We start from the raw sequence: 17,490 nt of genomic DNA, 5'->3' as shown, positions 1-17,490 counted from the left end.
GGGGAATACTCGGTGCATCGCATCGTTAGCTGGCAGGAATCGTTATGAGCCTCACCCTCACCCCGGAACAACGACAGACCGTACATCCGCTGTGGCTGCGGTTAACGCATTGGCTGAATGCGCTGGCGATGCTGATCATGGTGACCAGCGGCTGGCGCATCTACAACGCTTCGCCGCTGTTCAATTTCAGCTTTTTCAACGAGCTGACGCTCGGCGGCTGGCTGGGCGGCGCGCTGCAGTGGCACTTCGCCGGCATGTGGCTGTTTGGCGTCAACGGGCTGTGTTACCTGCTGCTGAACCTCGCCAGCGGGCGCTTCAAACGCAAATATTGGCCGCTCAGCCCGAAGCAGTTTCTCGCCGATGTCGGCGCGGCGCTGCGCGGCAGGCTGCAGCACGCCGACCTGCGCCACTACAACATGGTGCAGCGCGTGGCCTATCTGTCGGTGATGCTCCTCGGCGTGCTGAGCGCGCTGTCCGGGCTGGTGCTGTGGAAATCGGTGCAGTTTCCGCTGCTGCGCACGCTGCTCGGCGGCTATGAGGCGGCGCGCTATATCCACTTTTTCGCCATGTCGGCGCTGGTGGCCTTCGTCGCGATCCATTTGGTGATGGTGGCGCTGGTGCCCCGCACGCTGCTGGCCATGCTGCGCGGACGTTAAGGAGTTCACGATGAAAAAGGATAAACAGATCATGACGATCGTTGAAGGGCAGGCGATCGTCAAAGAAGCGCAGCGCTTGTTGACCGCGTCGTCCCGCCGCCGCTTTCTGCGCAACGGCCTGACGCTGGGCGGTATCGCTATGCTTACCGGCTGCGATCTCAGCGGCAACGCCAACGTCGAGCAGGCGCTGAGCCGCATTTCGCGCCTCAACGATCGGGTGCAGGGCTGGCTGTTCAACGGCGATCGCCTGGCGCCGGTCTACCCGGAGTCGATGATCACCCGGCCATTCCCGTTCAACGCCTTTTACGCCGAGGAGGACGCGCCCGACATCAACGGCGACGACTATCGGCTGGAAGTGGCGGGGTTGGTGCAGGACAAGCGCGCCTGGAGCCTGCCGCAGCTGCATCGGATGGCGCAGGTTAGCCAGGTGACGCGTCATATTTGCGTCGAGGGTTGGAGCGCCATCGGCAAGTGGGGCGGCGTGCCGTTCGCCAACTTTCTTAAGGTAATCGGCGCGGATCTGAGCGCCCGCTACGTCAGCTTTAAATGCGCCGACGACTATTACACCAGTATCGACATGGCCACCGCGCTGCATCCGCAGACGATTATCGCGCTGACCTATGACGGCCAGACCTTGCCGCGCAAGTACGGCTATCCGATGAAGCTGCGCATGCCGACCAAGCTGGGCTACAAGAATCCGAAGCACATTCAGGTGATCGAGGTCACCAACCGCTTCCCGGGCGGTTACTGGGAAGACCAGGGTTACAACTGGTTTGGCGGCAGCTGAGGCGGCCGCCGGCCATTCTCCGGCACTCCGGTGCCTTTGACATGACGGAAGGAAATACCATGAAAAAGTTATTCGCAATGATGATGTGCAGCGCGCTGATGCTGGGCGTGGCCGGCGCCAACGCCGCGGACGGCATGAGTAAAGACGCGATGAAAAAGGACGGCATGAGCCAGATGTCGCACGACGGCATGGCGAAAGATGGGATGAAGAAAGAGTGCATGGGCAAGGACTGCATGAAGAAAGACAAAATGGGCAAAGACGCCATGAAAAAGGATGGCATGGCGAAAGACGGTATGGCCAAAGACGGCATGAAGAAAGACGAGATGAAAAAGGATGCGATGGGGCACTAAGCCGCCTCACCCCGCGGCCGCAAGCGGCAAACCGCGGCGGCTGCGGGCAACATAAGGAGAGAGGATGATGTTGGCGACATGGCTGCGGCGCTTTCGGCGCTCGAACGGGGACGTTATTTTTATGCGTGCGGCGCTGGTGGTGATCTTCGCCGCCTTCGGCTACGCCAAATGGTTTGATTATGAGGCGCAGGGGCTGGTGCCGCTGATCGGCAACAGCCCGCTGCTGAGCTGGATGCATCAGGCGTTCGGCATTCGCGGCGCCAGTTATGCATTGGGCGTCGCTGAATGGAGCTTCGGTTTGCTGCTGCTGGCGGGGTTCTGGTCGCGGCGTCTGGGTTTGCTGGGGGCGATCGGATCGACGGTGACCTACCTGACCACGCTGACGCTGATCTTTTCCACGCCGGGCGCCTGGGAGCCCTCCGCCGGCGGTTTTCCGGCCATGGCCGGCGCCACCAGCTTTTTAATCAAGGATCTGGTGTTGCTGGCCGGCTCCCTGGTGCTGCTGAAGGCCGATTTGCCGGCCGAGCAGGCATAAAAAAGGGCGTAGCCTGGCTACGCCCTCTGGGTATTTCTCGGCCGTCACATATCCGGGAAGGTCAGGGTGTCCCCCGGCGCTTCGCGATGAATGTGCAGGAAGTTCAGGTGCTTCTCGTACTGGTCGAGAATATCGCCAATCACCTGTTCCTTGCTGTAGTCCATCAGGTCGTTGCCCTGGGTGCCTTCCATCAGGAAGGTTTCCAGCCGGTAGTAGTGCGACTTGCCGGAGCGGGCGCGGTAGGTGAAGCCCGGCACCGAGTAGCGCATCGGCCAGATCTGATAGATAAAGTTCTGTTCCTCGCCCAGGTGCACCAGCAGCTCCAGGTGGTTCAGGCGTTCGTCTTCGGTCGGCGGCACTTCGCTGAACTCCACTTTCGCGCCGCGCAACTCCAGCTCGCGCGCCACGTCCTGCATCGCCGGACGGCAAACCTTATCCAACATTTTCTGCGTGTACTGCGTGCCCGGGTAGTTCATCACCCGCGACAGACGCTGTTTCCAGTTGAGCACGTCGTGGCTGGAGACCGGCACCGGCGCCAGGGTGCTGAGCGCGCTGGCCTTGCGGTAGTCCTCCACCCGCAGCGATTTGTACAGCCCGGCCATCACGAAGAAGATCACGAAGCTGAACGGCAGGCCCATGATCACCGTGGTTTTCTGCAACGCCGGCACGCCGTCGGTCATCAGCATGCCGATGGTCAGCAGGCCGATGGCCACCGACCAGAAAATCCGCAGCCAGTTCGGCGCATCATTATTGATGTCGGCCAGGCGTGAGGTGAAGTTACCCAGCACCAGCGAGCCGGAGTCCGCCGAGGTGACGTAGAACAGCAGGCCGGTGATGGTGGCCACCGAGGCGCTGAAGGTGAAGCCGGGGTATTGCGCCAGCAGGCTGTAGAAGCCGCGCTCCGGGAACTGCATCACTTCCTGCGCGAATTCCGCGTTGCCGTGAATGATCTGATACAGCGCGCTGTTGCCGAAGATAGACAGCCACAGCAGGGTGAACACGAACGGAATGATCAGCGTGCCGACCACGAACTGGCGAATGGTGCGCCCGCGCGAGATGCGCGCCAGGAACAGGCCGACGAACGGCGACCACGCCACCCACCAGGCCCAGAAGAACAGCGTCCAGTTGTTCATCCACTCCACCGGCCGATCGAACGCGAAGCTGTTGAGCGTCATGCCCATAAAGCGGTTGACGTAATCGCCGACGTTAAGCACCAGCGCGTTGAGCAGGAACTCGGTGTCGCCGAAGAACAGCACGAACAGGATCAGGCCCAGCGCCAGCAGCACGTTCAGCTCGGACAGGATGCGGATGCCCTTGTTGACCCCCGAGGTGACCGAGATGGTGGCCATGATCACCGACAGCAGGATCAGCGAGCCCTGCACCGTCAGGTTTTCCGGGATCTCGAACAGCACCTTGAGGCCGTAGTTGAGCTGCACCACGCCAATGCCCAGCGTGGTGGCGATGCCGAAGATGGTGCCGAGCACCGCGGCGATGTCCACGCTGTGGCCGATCGGGCCGTTGATGCGTTTACCGAAGATCGGGTATAGCGCCGAGCGGATGGTCAGCGGCAGATTGTAGCGATAGCTGAAGTAGCCGAGGGCGATGCCCATCAGCGCATACATCGACCAGCCGGTCAGGCCGTAGTGGAACAGTGTCCAGACCATCGCCTGGCGGGCGGCCTCCAGCGTTTGCGCGTCGCCTTCCGGCGGCATCATGTACTGGGTCACCGGCTCGGCGACCGAGAAGAACATCAAATCGATGCCGATGCCGGCGGCGAACAGCATCGCCGCCCAACTCATCAGGCTGAACTCCGGTTTGGACTGTTCCGGCCCGAGCTTGATGGAACCGAAGCGCGAGGCGGCGATAAACACCACGAACACGATGTACAGCGTCGCCGCCAGCAGGTAGTACCAACCGAAGGTGGTCGACACCCAATTCAGCGTGCGGGTGATCCACTGCCCGGAGAAGTCGGTGAAAAAGATGGTCATCAGCGAGAAGGCCAGGATCAGCCCCGCCGAGGTGAAGAAAACCACAGGGTTGAGGCGGTCCTGCTGCGGTTTGGAGGAGGTTTCGCGTGTTGTCATCGTCATCCTCTGAACTGAGTAAAATCGTGCCGCTCCGCATTCTGGGGCGCGTTGGCGCATCCGGAAAACGGGCGAATGAAGGCGGCGGCCATCCCCACGGGAATGGCCTGAACGATGCCGCTTTCGCCTGCTTATGAAGCACCGGAGCGCTTCGCGGTGGGAACCGCTTACAGCCACTGATTTTGGTCAGATTCGTTAATTACCTCACAAAAATCAGCCAGTTCCACAACCAGAAAATACATTTTTTTAACCAGGCGGCAATAAAATATATGCAATTTTTATTGAACGTTCAATCAAAAAAAAGTTTAATAGTCCTCATGATGACCTGAATCACGGGCGAAACGGCAGTGAAATTTGCCCGCTGAGATAAGGCCGAAGTCGGTTTTGTGAGAGTCGAAATATGCCAAAGGTAGGAATGCAGCCAATCAGAAGGCAGCAGTTGATTGATGCCACGCTCGCCGCGGTAAACGAAGTGGGAATGCATGACGCCACCATCGCGCAGATTGCGCGGCGGGCCGGCGTTTCCAACGGCATCATCAGCCATTATTTCAAGGATAAGAACGGCCTGCTGGAAGCCACGATGCGCTATCTGATCAGCCATCTGGGCGAGGCGGTGAAGCTGCGGCTGCAGGCGCTGACCGACAACAGCCCGGCGGCGCGGCTGCAGGCGATCGTCGCCGGCAACTTCGACGACAGCCAGATCAACAGCGCGGCGATGAAGACCTGGCTGGCCTTTTGGGCCAGCAGTCTGTACCAGCCGCAGCTCAACCGCTTGCAACAGGTGAACGGCCGTCGGCTCTATTCCAACCTGTGCGCCGAGTTTCGCCGCGTTATGCCGCAGCCGCAGGCGCGGTTGGCGGCCAAGGGGCTGGCGGCGCTGATCGATGGGCTGTGGCTGCGCAGCGCGTTGCGCGGCTCCGCGTTCAATCAGGCGCAGGCCCTGGCGCTCACGACCGAATACATCACGTTCCAACTCCGGGGGCAAACGCCGCCCGGAGGATAACTCAAGGAGATCCTATGTCCCGTTTTGGCTTGCAGAAGCTCTATATTCATGGCGCCTATGTAGACAGCACCGCTGGAAAAACCTTCAACGCCATTAACCCGGCGAACGGCGAAGTTCTGGCTGAAGTCCAGTCCGCCGACGCTGAAGACGTCGATCGTGCGGTGGCCAGTGCGGCCAGCGGGCAGAAGGTGTGGGCGGCGATGACGGCGATGGCGCGTTCGCGCATCCTGCGTCGTGCGGTGGATATTCTGCGCGAGCGCAACGATGAACTGGCGACGCTGGAGACGCTGGATACCGGCAAAGCGATGTCGGAAACCACCGCGGTGGATATCGTCACCGGCGCTGACGTGCTGGAGTACTACGCCGGCCTGATCCCGGCCATTGAAGGCGAGCAGATCCCGCTGCGCGATACCTCGTTCGTCTACACCCGCCGCGAGCCGCTGGGCGTGGTGGCCGGCATCGGCGCCTGGAACTACCCGATTCAAATAGCGCTGTGGAAGTCCGCGCCGGCGCTGGCGGCGGGCAACGCGATGATCTTCAAGCCGAGTGAAGTCACGTCATTGACGGCGTTGAAGCTGGCGGAAATCTACACCGAAGCCGGCCTGCCGGACGGCGTGTTCAACGTGGTGACCGGCAGCGGGGCGGAAGTGGGGCAGTATCTGACCGACCATCCGGGCATCGCCAAAGTCTCTTTCACCGGCGGGGTGAAAACCGGCAAGAAGGTGATGGCCAACGCGTCGGGTTCGACGCTGAAGGAAGTCACCATGGAGTTGGGCGGCAAATCGCCGCTGATTATCTTCGACGACGCCGATCTGGATCGCGCCGCCGATATCGCCATGATGGCCAACTTCTACAGTTCCGGCCAGGTGTGCACCAACGGCACCCGCGTCTTCGTGCCGGCGGCGCTGCAGGCGCAGTTTGAGGCGAAAATCCTCGAGCGCGTGAAGCGCATTCGCCTCGGTGACCCGACCGATCCGCAGACCAACTTCGGGCCGCTGGTCAGCTTTGCGCACATGGAATCGGTGCTGCGCTTTATCGAGAGCGGCAAAAACAGCGGCGCGCGCCTGCTGTGCGGCGGCGAACGCGTCACCCATGGCGAATTCGGCAAGGGCGCTTATGTGGCGCCGACGGTGTTCAGCGACTGCCGCGACGATATGGAAATCGTGCGTGAGGAGATCTTCGGGCCGGTGATGAGCATTCTCAGCTACCAGAGCGAAGAGGAAGTGGTGCGCCGCGCTAATGACACCACCTTCGGCCTGGCCGCGGGCGTGGTGACCCACGATCTGGCCCGCGCGCACCGCGTGATCCACCAGCTGGAAGCCGGCATTTGCTGGATCAACACCTGGGGCGAGTCGGCGGCGGAAATGCCGGTCGGCGGCTACAAGCAGTCCGGCGTTGGCCGCGAGAACGGCCTGACGACGCTGGAACACTACACCCAGATCAAATCGGTGCAGGTCGAGCTGGGCGAATACGCCTCGGTATTCTGATCTTCCCGTCGTCTTTCGAGCCGCAGCCGCGTTGGCTGCGGCCGACAATCTCTAGAGCGCCCAAATACACAGCCTGTTGCCGAGCCGCGCTTCGCGTCTTTGCCTGACCAGGCCTCTATAAAGTAAGGAGATAATGAATGGAATTTGACTACATCATTATCGGTGCCGGTTCAGCCGGCAACGTGTTAGCCACCCGATTGACCGAGGACGCCGACGTCAGCGTCCTGCTGCTGGAAGCCGGCGGCCCGGATTACCGGATGGATTTCCGTACCCAGATGCCGGCCGCGCTGGCGTTTCCGCTGCAGGGCCGCCGCTATAACTGGGCGTATGAAACCGATCCTGAGCCGCACATGAACAACCGCCGGATGGAATGCGGCCGCGGCAAAGGGCTGGGCGGTTCATCCCTGATCAACGGCATGTGTTACATTCGCGGCAACGCGATGGACTTCGACAACTGGGCCAAGGCGCCGGGTCTGGAAGACTGGACCTATCTGGACTGCCTGCCGTATTTCCGCAAGGCGGAAACGCGCGATATCGGCCCGAACGATTACCACGGCGGCGATGGCCCGGTGAGCGTCACCACGCCGAAGGCCGGTAACAACGAACTGTTCCACGCCATGGTGGAAGCCGGCGTTCAGGCGGGCTATCCGCGCACCGACGATCTGAACGGCTATCAGCAGGAAGGGTTCGGCCCGATGGACCGCACCGTGACGCCGAAAGGGCGCCGCGCCAGCACCGCCCGCGGTTATCTGGATCAGGCGCGTTCACGGCCGAACCTGAAGATCGTCACCCATGCGCTGACCGACCACATCGTGTTCGACGGCAAGCGTGCGGTGGGCGTCAACTATTTGCAGGGCGACAGCAATCAGCTGACCCATGCCAAAGCGCGGCGCGAAGTGCTGCTGTGCGCCGGCGCCATCGCCTCGCCGCAAATTCTGCAGCGTTCGGGCGTCGGCCCGGCGGCGCTGCTGAAAAGTCTGGACATCAACGTGGTGCACGATCTGCCGGGCGTCGGAGAGAACCTGCAGGACCACCTGGAGATGTATCTGCAGTACGCCTGTAAGAAACCGGTGTCGCTGTACCCGGCGTTGCAATGGTTCAATCAGCCGAAAATCGGCGCGGAATGGCTGTTCAACGGCACCGGCGTCGGCGCCAGCAACCAGTTCGAGGCCGGCGGTTTCATCCGCAGCCGCGCAGAGTTCGCCTGGCCGAACATTCAGTATCACTTCCTGCCGGTGGCGATTAACTATAACGGCAGCAACGCGGTGAAAGAGCATGGCTTCCAGGCCCACGTCGGTTCGATGCGTTCGCCGAGCCGCGGCCGGGTGCAGGTGAAGTCGAAGGATCCGCGCCAGCACCCGAGCATTCTGTTCAACTACATGTCGACCGAACAGGATTGGCAGGAGTTCCGCGACGCTATCCGCATCACGCGCGAAATCATGGCGCAGCCTGCTCTGGACGAATACCGCGGTCGCGAGATCAGCCCAGGGCCAGAGGTGCAGACCGACGAGCAGCTGGACGCCTTCGTGCGCGAGCACGCCGAAACCGCCTTCCACCCGTCCTGCTCGTGCAAGATGGGCGAAGACGAGATGGCGGTGGTCGACGGCCAGGGCCGAGTGCACGGCATGGAAGGATTGCGGGTGGTGGATGCGTCGATTATGCCGCTGATCATTACCGGCAACCTGAACGCCACCACCATCATGATCGCCGAAAAGATCGCCGACCGCATTCGCCAGCGCGCGCCGTTGCCGCGCAGCACCGCCGACTACTACGTCGCCGGCGATGCGCCGGTGCGCAAGCAGTAACCGACACGCCCTCTCGCCGTTGAGGGGGAGGGCCGCCGTAGCAAGCAACCCCTCTCCATATGCTCTTCCCCAAGGCGAGGGGGCAACTCTCTTTTTATTCCTTATCCCATCATGCCGCCGGCAGCGAGATTGCCTGATCGAAACTGTTGGGCGTCGCCATGCGCCACATGCGGGCGTAGAACTCGCTTTTGATCTCCGGCTGCAGCAGCGCGCCCGGCTCCAGGTAGTAATAGATATCGGCGTACACCTTGATCTCGGTCGGCGTGATGCGGCGCAGCATATGGTGCGAGGTCAGCTGCTCCGGGCGGCTGACGCCAGCCGCCGCCAGCATGTCCGCCAGCGCTTTCACCGTATTTTGATGGAAGTGATAGACGCGCTCCGCCTTGTTCGGCACCACCAACGCCTTCTGACGCAGCGGATCTTGCGTCGCGACGCCGGTCGGGCAGTGGTTGGTGTGGCAGCTTTGCGACTGGATGCAGCCGACGGCGAACATAAAGCCGCGCGCCGAATTCACCCAGTCGGCGCCGAGCACCAGCACGCTGGCGATGTCAAAGGCGCTGATGATCTTGCCGCTGGCGCCAATCTTGATTTGGTCGCGCAGGCCGCAGCCCACCAGCGTGTTATGCACGAACAGCAGCCCTTCGCGCAGCGGCATGCCCATATAGTTGGAGAGTTCGAGCGGGGCGGCGCCGGTGCCGCCTTCCTTGCCGTCCACCACGATGAAGTCCGGCAGAATGCGGGTGTGCAGCATTGCCTTGACGATGGCGACGAACTCCCACGGGTGGCCGATGCACAGCTTGAAACCGACCGGTTTGCCGCCTGACAGCTCGCGCAGCTGCTGAATGAACTGCATCATTTCCAGCGGGGTGGTAAAGGCGCTGTGCGAGGCCGGCGAGATGCAATCCACGCCTTCCGGCACGCCGCGGGTGGCGGCGATTTCCGCATCCACCTTCTTCGCCGGCAGAATGCCGCCGTGGCCCGGTTTGGCGCCCTGGCTGAGCTTGATTTCAATCATTTTCACCTGCGGGCTTTGCGCCTGTTCGGCAAAGCGGCGCGGATCGAAATGGCCGTCGGCGGTGCGGCAGCCGAAATAGCCGCTGCCCAGCTCCCACACCAGATCGCCGTTGTTTTCGCGGTGATAGCGGCTGATGCTGCCCTCACCGGTGTCGTGGTAGAAATTGCCTTTGGCCGCGCCGAGGTTGAGTGCGCGAATGGCGTTGGCGGAGAGCGCGCCGAAGCTCATCGCCGAAATGTTGAAGATTGACGCGGAGTAGGGCTGGCGGCAGTCGGCGCCGCCGATGGTGATGCGAAAACTGGTGGGATCGGCGGCTTCCACCGGCCGCATCGAGTGGCCGATGCATTCATAACCGGTTTGGTACACGTCCAGCAGGGTGCCGAACGGCTTGTCGCCCATCTCGTTTTTCGCCCGGCGATACACCAACGTGCGCTGGGTGCGGGAGAACGGGATCTCTTCATTATCCTGCTCGAGGAAATACTGGCGCAGTTCCGGGCGGATGAACTCGAAGAAGAAGCGCAGGCGGCCGATGATCGGGTAGTTGCGGCAAATGGCGTGGCGCTGCTGCGTGAGATCGTAGATACCCAGCACCATCAGGCAACCGCAGGCCAGGGCCGGCAGCCAGAACCACGGATGGTTGTGCATCATGATCAAGAAAACCAGGGTGAGCAAGATGCTCAGCACAAAGCAGGTATAGCGGCTGAATAAGGACGACTTCATAACATCTCCTGATGTTTATTTTTAATCCACACGACATGACTCACGGATAATCCGTGTGCAAATCGTAGCCAACAGGAGAGGATGTTGTGTGTCTGTTGCTGCTTTGTCGCCGGTTGTTACATTAATTTAACTCGGCGAGGGGGCGGGTTGCCGCGCGGCGTACCGCGCAACAAACCAGGGCGTGCTATTTGCCGGCGACGAAGATGGTGCTCATGCTGCGCAGCCGCAGCTTTTTCATCGCGCTGTATTTCTGCGAGAAGATAGTTTTCGGGTGCGTGCCGCGTTTTTCCGCGATATGCAGCAGGCTGTCGCCACGCAGCAGATTGAAGATCACGTCGCTTTCCGCCGGGCTGAGCTCGCGGGTTTTCTGCACCCGGATACCGCCTGGCTCTTTGCTTTCCAGCAGCCGCTGGATTTTTTCCTGCAGCGAATAAAGCGGAATGCGGGTGGAGACCAACTCGACGGAAATCCCCAGGATCGACAGCAGTTTCACCACGCGCTCGTCGTCATAGAACACCAACAGGCGCGTTTTGCTGTTGTACTGCTGGTGCAGGGACACCAGGCTTTCGATCACGTTGACGCTCTGCTCCAGGTTTTGCGAGGTGAAAATCAGTGCGATATCGTGCTTGGTGATCTTTTCCGCTTTGGCGCCGCCGTGCATGAAATCGGAAAACAGGCGGATATCGTACGCGCCGTAGTGTTTCTTCAGCAGCACCGACAGGCCAACATAGCTGTACTTACACTCACTAATCACAAGAACGTTGTTTTTAGACATAGGGCAAACACCAATACCGAGTTAAAAGTATTCAGCTGTAAGAAGCGAGTTCAAATCCTTGATGCTGGATTCCTTCCACAGCTTTCCCTGCAGTGCGTAATATGGCATTTCATCCAGCCATTTCTTGTGTTCGGGAGTTTCAACTCCTTCGATAATTACCTTGTAATGATTAAGGTAAAAGAAGCGCAGTAACGCGCGCATCAAGCCCTCGCCGCCGGACTTTTTCATAAAGTCCCAAAGCAGAAAACGATCGAGCTTAACGAAGCGGAACTGGCTGTTGTACAACGCGGAAAAACCCGCATAGCCAGAACCAAAATCATCGAGCCAAAATGAATAACTATTCAAGGACGGATCGCCGTGCACGCGATCTTTCACCAGCCGGGTTGAATTCTCGCTGATCTCAAAATGAATACAGCGCAGGGCATTAATTCTTTCGGCAAAGTGAGTATTCGCCAGCGATTGCAAGGAATAATCGTCAACATTCAAAGTGGCTATCACTTGGTTTTCATGAAACCAGTGTTTGTATTTATCGATCAGATTGATCTGATCCATCAAAATCTCAATCCGGGTAGCGCTGTCGGCATGGCGAAAGAACTGTTCAGGAGAAAAATGGGCATATTCGCTATTAAACGTAAAGCGAGACAGGCATTCAACGGCCAGCAATTGTCCCGATTTCGCGAACATTGGCTGAAAAACATAATTAATGCCGTTATTTTTCTCTCTGAAAGAACCGCTCATTTCCCAATCCTTGGATTGATATTTAACTTGTTGATTTTAAATGATTAAAAAGAAAGTTACTCCGTATTTTTTGGTAAATTTCTTATTTAAAGCGTCAGGATGGCCGAAACGTGTCGACAGACTATTTAACGCGGAATTCGTGCCAAAGTCCAAACGTCGCAATCTGTTACTAAATGTAAATATTCGGGATAATATTCTGATTTTCAGGCCTTAACGCAAAATGTTGAACTCTGCAGCTTTCCCAAACACAGATTATTCCTATTCATATGAATCGTCAACATCGATCGATAGGTATCCGCCGATAGTTTATTCCTATCAAGAGGGGGCTTATGAATGTTTTAAACGATTTAACATTAAGAATATGCTTAGTCTATATTTCGTCCGGCAATGAGTTCATCGAGGCAACGCTCCTTTTCAGCAAGGGAGTGCTATCGCTGAGTGTATGCTCAGTGGCGGCAATATATATATAAGCCCGCCACTGAATCGATTATTTTATTGTTCTATGGAGCTGGAAATGAAAAAAGTATTATTGCCTTTGGCTGCCCTGGTATTGTCTGCAACTGCTTCCAATGCAATGGCAGCAAACGGCAACGTTAAATTCACCGGTGAAATTGTACAGTCCACCTGTAAAGTTGTTGATAAAGACCAGAATAAAGAAGTTTACCTGGGTAAATATCCTACCACCGCTTTCCCAACTGCCGGTTCTACCAGCGGTGCTAAAGCTTTCGATATTAGCCTGGAGAAATGTGAAGCGGGTAACTACACCCTGCGTTTCGACGGTAACACTCCTGCTGGCCACCCAGAGCTGTTGGCTGTAACTGGCGGCGCAACTGGCGTTGGCGTTGAAATTCTGGATAACAACGGTTCTACTCTGCCAATCTCTCAGGAAGTGGCTACCCCAGCTACCGTAACTGTTGCTGCTGATGGCGATAACCCAGGCGCTGCGACTTTCAACCTGCGCGCTCGTTACAAATCCTTCCAGGATCTGGTAACTGCCGGTCAGGCAAACTCTAACGCTACCTTCACCATCGAATACAAATAATTCGCTGGCAGGATAGATAGAGTTATTGGCCAAGGATGGCTAAATTTTGAGAGTTGAGACATTCCGATGAAAAAAATTCTGACTGGTATTTTATTCGCATTCTCTGTTAATGCCTTTGCCGGCATTCAGGTTGATGCGACGCGTGTCATCTATAACAGCGCAAGTAAATCCGCATCGCTCTCAATCAGCAATGACAGCGACGATACCTACATGGTGCAAACCTGGCTGGATACTGGCGATGCAAGCCAGATGCCTAAGAATTTGCCGATCGTGGTGACGCCACCCATTTTGAAGCTGGCTGCCAAGAAAGACGCCATTTTGCGTTTTATCTATTCCGGCAGCGGTTTGCCGCAGGACAGAGAATCTCTGCTCTGGGTCAACGTACAGGAAATTCCGCCAACGCCTAAGCAAGATAACGTGCTGCAGGTGGCGATCCGTACTCGTATCAAACTGTTCTATCGCCCGGATTCGTTGAAAACCAACTTGCAACAGCAGGCGGAAGCGCTGAAGTGGAAGCGCCAGGGCGGCAACTTGGTCGTGACCAACGATGGCCCGCTGTTCGTCACGCTGGGCGTGTTGAACCTGAAGAGCGGCGGCAAGAGCTGGAAAGTGAACGCCGACATGGTCAAGCCACACGACAGCCTGCGTATTTCCCTGCCTCAGGGGGCGCAATCGGCCAACAATATGTCGTTTACCTATATCAACGACTATGGCGGTCACACCGAGATTAAAAACGTCGCACTGAATTGATTTGAAGCACTTCAAGGAATGAAAGAAATGGCACACAAAAGAATAACAACCCTCGCGCCAAAACGTTTGGTGAAGCTGATTAATGGTGTAATTTATTTTTCTGCTGTGCCTTTTTCATTCTCACATATGGCCATGGCGGAGGAGCAGTTCAACACCTCCTTCATCCATGGCGATGACAACATCGCCCAGGTGGCGTCGTTGGCCAGCGGGGATGACATTCTGCCGGGTAAATATCCGTTTGATATCTATCTCAACGGGCAGCGTATCGATCACCGTGAAATCGAGTTCAAGAAAGAATCCAAGGACTCTCCGGTAGCGCCGTGCCTGACGGCCGCGGACTATCAGGATTACGGCGTAAAGCTGCCCGGCGATCTGACCACCGCCGGTGCCGCGCAATGCTACGCATTGCCACAACAGATCTCCGGCGCCAAGCTGAGCTATGACGCCGCCGTACAGCGAATGGATCTGGAAGTGCCGCAGGTATTTCTGATCCCGCGCCCGCAAGGCGCCATTTCGCCGAAAGTTTACGATCGCGGCATCAATGCCGGCTTTGTTAACTATAACTTTAGCGGCACTCATAACCGCTACGGCAACAATCAGAACGACAAGACTTCCGACTATTACTTCCTGAGCCTTAACAATGGCCTCAATATTGGCGATTGGCGCCTGCGCAACAACTCGACGTTGAACCAACAGTCGGGCGCCGGTACGCATTGGAAGAACATTTCCAGCTGGGCGGAAACGGACATCGTTTCTCTGCGCAGCCGTCTGGTGATCGGCCAGACCAACACCAATAACAATGTTTTCGACAGCATTCAGTTCCGCGGTGTGCAGATGTCCAGCGCCGACGACATGCTGCCGGAAAGCCAGCGCGGCTATGCGCCGGTGGTGCGCGGTGTGGCGACGACCAACGCACGCGTTGAAGTGCGTCAGAACGGCTATACCATTTACAGCACCAACGTGCCGCCAGGGCCGTTTGCACTGACGGACATTTTCCCAAGCACCCTGAGCGGTAACCTGGACGTGACGGTCATCGAAGCCAATGGTTCGAGAACCTCATTCGTCGTGCCATTCTCCTCGGTGCCGAACATGCTGCGCGAAGGGATTTGGAACTATCAGCTGACCGCCGGTAAATACCACGACGGCACCAGCCGCTATCAGCCCAAGTTTGTCCAAGGCACCTTGTCGCACGGTATGGCGTATGACATCACGCCTTACGGTGGCGTGCTGGTGGCGGAAAACTACCGTTCAGCGGTCGTGGGCCTCGGTAAAAACCTGGGGAACTGGGGGGCTGTCTCTTTTGATATGTCCTATTCCGACACCAACCTGGTGAACGGCGATGACAAGCAGGGGGAGAGTTTCCGTTTCCTGTATTCCAAGTCGCTCAACGATTGGGGGACGGAATTCCGCATTGCCGGTTACCGTTACTCGACCTCCGGCTATTATGATTTCTCCGATGCGGTTGCCGAGCGCGAACGCTATGAGAACGGTTATTACCGTAACGATTACTACGATCAAAACGATCGCAACCTGGGCGTGCCGGACTGGGCGGAGTCGCGCCGTCGCAGTTATTATACCAGCCGGTTCAACAACAAACGCCAGCGCGTTGAGCTGTCTGTCAACCAGCGCATCGCCGGTAATTCGACGCTGTACGCCAACCTCAGCAACCAGTCTTACTGGGGCGGGTCCGGCGAAGATCGCACCGTTCAGACCGGTTTCAACAGCAGCTATAAAAATATCAGCTATGGCGTCTTCTATCAGGACAGCCGCAGCAACTACGGCTATAAAGATCGCAGCGTCAACCTGACCGTATCGATTCCGTTCAGCTTCTTCAGCAAGGATTCGTCGGACATGACCGCCAGCTTCAACGCCGGCCACAGCAAGCAGAGCGGCAATACCTACAGCGCCGGCCTGAGCGGTACCGCGCTGGATGACAACCGCTTGAACTATGCGGTGCAAAGCGGCCATGATCGTTATTCGGGCCAAACCAGCTCGGCCAACGTCGGTTACCAGGGCAGCATGGGGAACATCAATGCCGGTTACAGCTACAGCAAAGATTATCAACAATCTTCGTTGGGCGTGGCGGGTGGCATCGTCGCGCACTCCGGCGGCGTGACGTTGACCCAGCCGCTGCAGAACACCTTTGTGCTGGTGGAAGCCAAAGACGCCAAAGGCGTTCGCATCGAAAACCAACCGGGCGTCGCCATCGACCGCTTCGGTTACGCGGTAATGACCTCTGCGTCGCCATACCGTCATAACCGCGTGGCGCTGCGCACCGAAGATATCGGCAACGGCCTGGATATCCCGATGGCGGCGCGAGACGTGGTGCCGACTTACGGCGCAATCACCCGCGTGAAGTTTGAAACGCACACGGGCCAAAGCCTGTTGGTGCACAGCAAGATGGCCGACGGCAGCGTACCGCCGATTGGCGCCAACGTCTTCAGTGCGGACGGCAAGAACAACGGTACTGTCGGTACCAACGGCGATATTTATATTTCAGGGGCTTCCGCAGGGGATCGCCTGCTGGTGAAATGGGGCAACGACGCGGGCGAAAGCTGCTCACTGGTGGTGCCGGAATTGAAAGCGGCGACCGAACAGCTGATGGGTTATCAGGAACTTTCGCTGACCTGCGGAAAACCGTAAAAGGAAAGGATATGTCTTCTTTGTTAAAGCACAAGAATCTCGGGTTGGCGGCTGGGCTGCTGGTCACGCTGGGCGCGTTTTCTCAGAGCAGCTATGCGCTGTCTTGTAAGCAGAACGGCAGCATTCGCCAGGATATCGTGCTGGATAAAGCCATCAAGGTGTCGACCGCCAATACCGCGCCGGGCGCGTTGCTGTGGCGTTCGCAGACCTTTACTTCGACATTCCAATGTACGGATGACTGGAACAACCCGAAAGGGGAGAACGCCTACCTGTACTGGGATCCGCAGTCCCGGATGAGTCAGATCCATAATTCGATCGAAGTGGGTGTCACTTATCAGGGGATTGATGTCAAACCGACTAAAGGTGCGCGTCAGGACGTCGGTCCCGGCACGGAATGTCGCCGTTCGGGCAACCGTTGTTTGTCTCCGGCCAGATCGCTGACGGTAACCGTGTCTTACGCCATCTACATTAAAGCAACCGGCAAGGCGCCGCCGGCCGGCGGCAAGATCAACGACAACAACTCGTACTCGGTATTTCAGGTTGATGGCGTCGGCGGCTTGAACGGCACGCCGAACAGTAACTTTAACGCCTACATTTCCGGGCTAGGCAATATTCAGTTTATTTCCTGCAACCCGAAAATCACCGTGGTGGCCAACAACGGCTCGACGGTGAATTTCGGCACTATCCCGCGTCAGAATGCGGTGGTGGGTAAAATCGAGAAACAGGTGCCGTTCTCGGTCGCCGCCAATATGTCCGATCCGACGACCGGTCAGGATTGCAAAGGTGAAACGTTGCAGGCCAGCTTCAGCACCACCTATCCACTGCAGGATAACAGCGTGATCCTGCCGACCAGCGACAGCGGTTTCGGGATTTTGATCTCGCAGGCGGCGACGCCGAATACGCCGATCATGATGAACAGTCCGGTCGATCTGGGCCTGGTCAACGGCACCATCGTTGAAAAGAACTTTATGGCCAGCCTGAAATGGTTGAGCACCAACCCGAAAGTGGGGCCGTTCAGCGCATCGGCGAATATTGACGTCACCTTCAAATAATTCGGTGTCTCGTCAATAAAGAAAGGGTTCAGTTCTCGCGAACTGAAC

The 17,490-nt window shown here is 57.8% G+C and carries 15 protein-coding genes; 11 read left to right on the top strand and 4 right to left on the bottom strand.

Going from position 1 to position 17,490, the window contains the following annotated elements; genetic code table 11:
* Positions 1-44 precede the first annotated feature (44 nt).
* From ACJ8PE_RS06595 to ACJ8PE_RS06580, 4 genes are all read left to right on the top strand, one after another.
* Positions 45-656, top strand: coding sequence for a cytochrome b/b6 domain-containing protein (locus tag ACJ8PE_RS06595; protein WP_033650571.1), 612 nt, complete (start codon positions 45-47; stop codon positions 654-656).
* Positions 657-666: 10 nt separating this feature from the next.
* Entirely contained in the window at positions 667-1,443 is a 777-nt protein-coding gene (locus ACJ8PE_RS06590) for a molybdopterin-dependent oxidoreductase (RefSeq protein WP_046686687.1), read from the top strand.
* 59 nt (positions 1,444-1,502) lie between these two features.
* Positions 1,503-1,793, top strand: coding sequence for a pentapeptide MXKDX repeat protein (locus ACJ8PE_RS06585; protein WP_033637682.1), 291 nt, complete (start codon positions 1,503-1,505; stop codon positions 1,791-1,793).
* Positions 1,794-1,857: 64 nt separating this feature from the next.
* Complete coding sequence (locus ACJ8PE_RS06580; RefSeq protein WP_004939115.1) at positions 1,858-2,328, top strand: YkgB family protein; 471 nt, start codon at positions 1,858-1,860, stop codon at positions 2,326-2,328.
* Positions 2,329-2,372: 44 nt separating this feature from the next.
* On the opposite strand, the gene ACJ8PE_RS06575 is transcribed toward ACJ8PE_RS06580, so the two are convergent.
* Positions 2,373-4,412, bottom strand: coding sequence for a choline transporter (locus ACJ8PE_RS06575; protein ID WP_197793136.1), 2,040 nt, complete (start codon positions 4,410-4,412; stop codon positions 2,373-2,375).
* 400 nt (positions 4,413-4,812) lie between these two features.
* On the opposite strand from ACJ8PE_RS06575, the gene betI reads away from it, so the two are divergent.
* The 3 genes from betI (at position 4,813) to betA (ending at position 8,707) form a co-directional block, all read left to right on the top strand.
* Positions 4,813-5,415: a transcriptional regulator BetI gene (gene betI / locus ACJ8PE_RS06570; protein ID WP_033642409.1), complete on the top strand. Its 603-nt coding sequence runs from the start codon at positions 4,813-4,815 to the stop codon at positions 5,413-5,415.
* A 14-nt stretch (positions 5,416-5,429) separates the two neighbouring features.
* Positions 5,430-6,902, top strand: a complete 1,473-nt coding sequence (gene betB / locus ACJ8PE_RS06565; protein WP_197793135.1) for a betaine-aldehyde dehydrogenase — start codon at positions 5,430-5,432, stop codon at positions 6,900-6,902.
* Between the two features lie 137 nt (positions 6,903-7,039).
* Positions 7,040-8,707 carry a choline dehydrogenase gene (gene betA / locus ACJ8PE_RS06560; protein WP_004939099.1) on the top strand — a complete coding sequence of 556 codons (1,668 nt, stop codon included), beginning with the start codon at positions 7,040-7,042 and terminating at the stop codon, positions 8,705-8,707.
* Positions 8,708-8,816: 109 nt separating this feature from the next.
* Here the strand turns inward: betA and ACJ8PE_RS06555 are convergent, their stop codons facing one another.
* The 3 genes from ACJ8PE_RS06555 to ACJ8PE_RS06545 form a co-directional block, all read right to left on the bottom strand.
* Positions 8,817-10,442: an FMN-binding glutamate synthase family protein gene (locus ACJ8PE_RS06555; RefSeq protein WP_004939096.1), complete on the bottom strand. Its 1,626-nt coding sequence runs from the start codon at positions 10,440-10,442 to the stop codon at positions 8,817-8,819.
* 184 nt (positions 10,443-10,626) lie between these two features.
* Positions 10,627-11,217: a LuxR family transcriptional regulator gene (locus ACJ8PE_RS06550; RefSeq protein WP_004939094.1), complete on the bottom strand. Its 591-nt coding sequence runs from the start codon at positions 11,215-11,217 to the stop codon at positions 10,627-10,629.
* Positions 11,218-11,238: 21 nt separating this feature from the next.
* Positions 11,239-11,955: an EAL domain-containing protein gene (locus tag ACJ8PE_RS06545; RefSeq protein WP_016928483.1), complete on the bottom strand. Its 717-nt coding sequence runs from the start codon at positions 11,953-11,955 to the stop codon at positions 11,239-11,241.
* Between the two features lie 514 nt (positions 11,956-12,469).
* On the opposite strand from ACJ8PE_RS06545, the gene ACJ8PE_RS06540 reads away from it, so the two are divergent.
* The 4 genes from ACJ8PE_RS06540 (at position 12,470) to ACJ8PE_RS06525 (ending at position 17,442) form a co-directional block, all read left to right on the top strand.
* A complete protein-coding gene (locus tag ACJ8PE_RS06540) occupies positions 12,470-12,997 on the top strand; it encodes a fimbrial protein (RefSeq protein WP_004939088.1) in 528 nt (175 codons plus the stop codon).
* A gap of 66 nt (positions 12,998-13,063) precedes the next feature.
* Positions 13,064-13,747, top strand: a complete 684-nt coding sequence (locus tag ACJ8PE_RS06535; RefSeq protein WP_004939085.1) for a fimbrial biogenesis chaperone — start codon at positions 13,064-13,066, stop codon at positions 13,745-13,747.
* Between the two features lie 27 nt (positions 13,748-13,774).
* A complete protein-coding gene (locus ACJ8PE_RS06530; protein ID WP_197760133.1) occupies positions 13,775-16,390 on the top strand; it encodes a fimbria/pilus outer membrane usher protein in 2,616 nt (871 codons plus the stop codon).
* Between the two features lie 11 nt (positions 16,391-16,401).
* Positions 16,402-17,442, top strand: coding sequence for a fimbrial protein (locus ACJ8PE_RS06525; RefSeq protein WP_197793134.1), 1,041 nt, complete (start codon positions 16,402-16,404; stop codon positions 17,440-17,442).
* The last annotated feature ends 48 nt before the right edge of the window (positions 17,443-17,490 follow it).

The organism is Serratia sp. CY74737 (assembly GCF_052166775.1).
GTDB classification, from domain to species: domain Bacteria; phylum Pseudomonadota; class Gammaproteobacteria; order Enterobacterales; family Enterobacteriaceae; genus Serratia; species Serratia ureilytica.
This window is presented reverse-complemented; position numbering and strand designations above follow the sequence as displayed.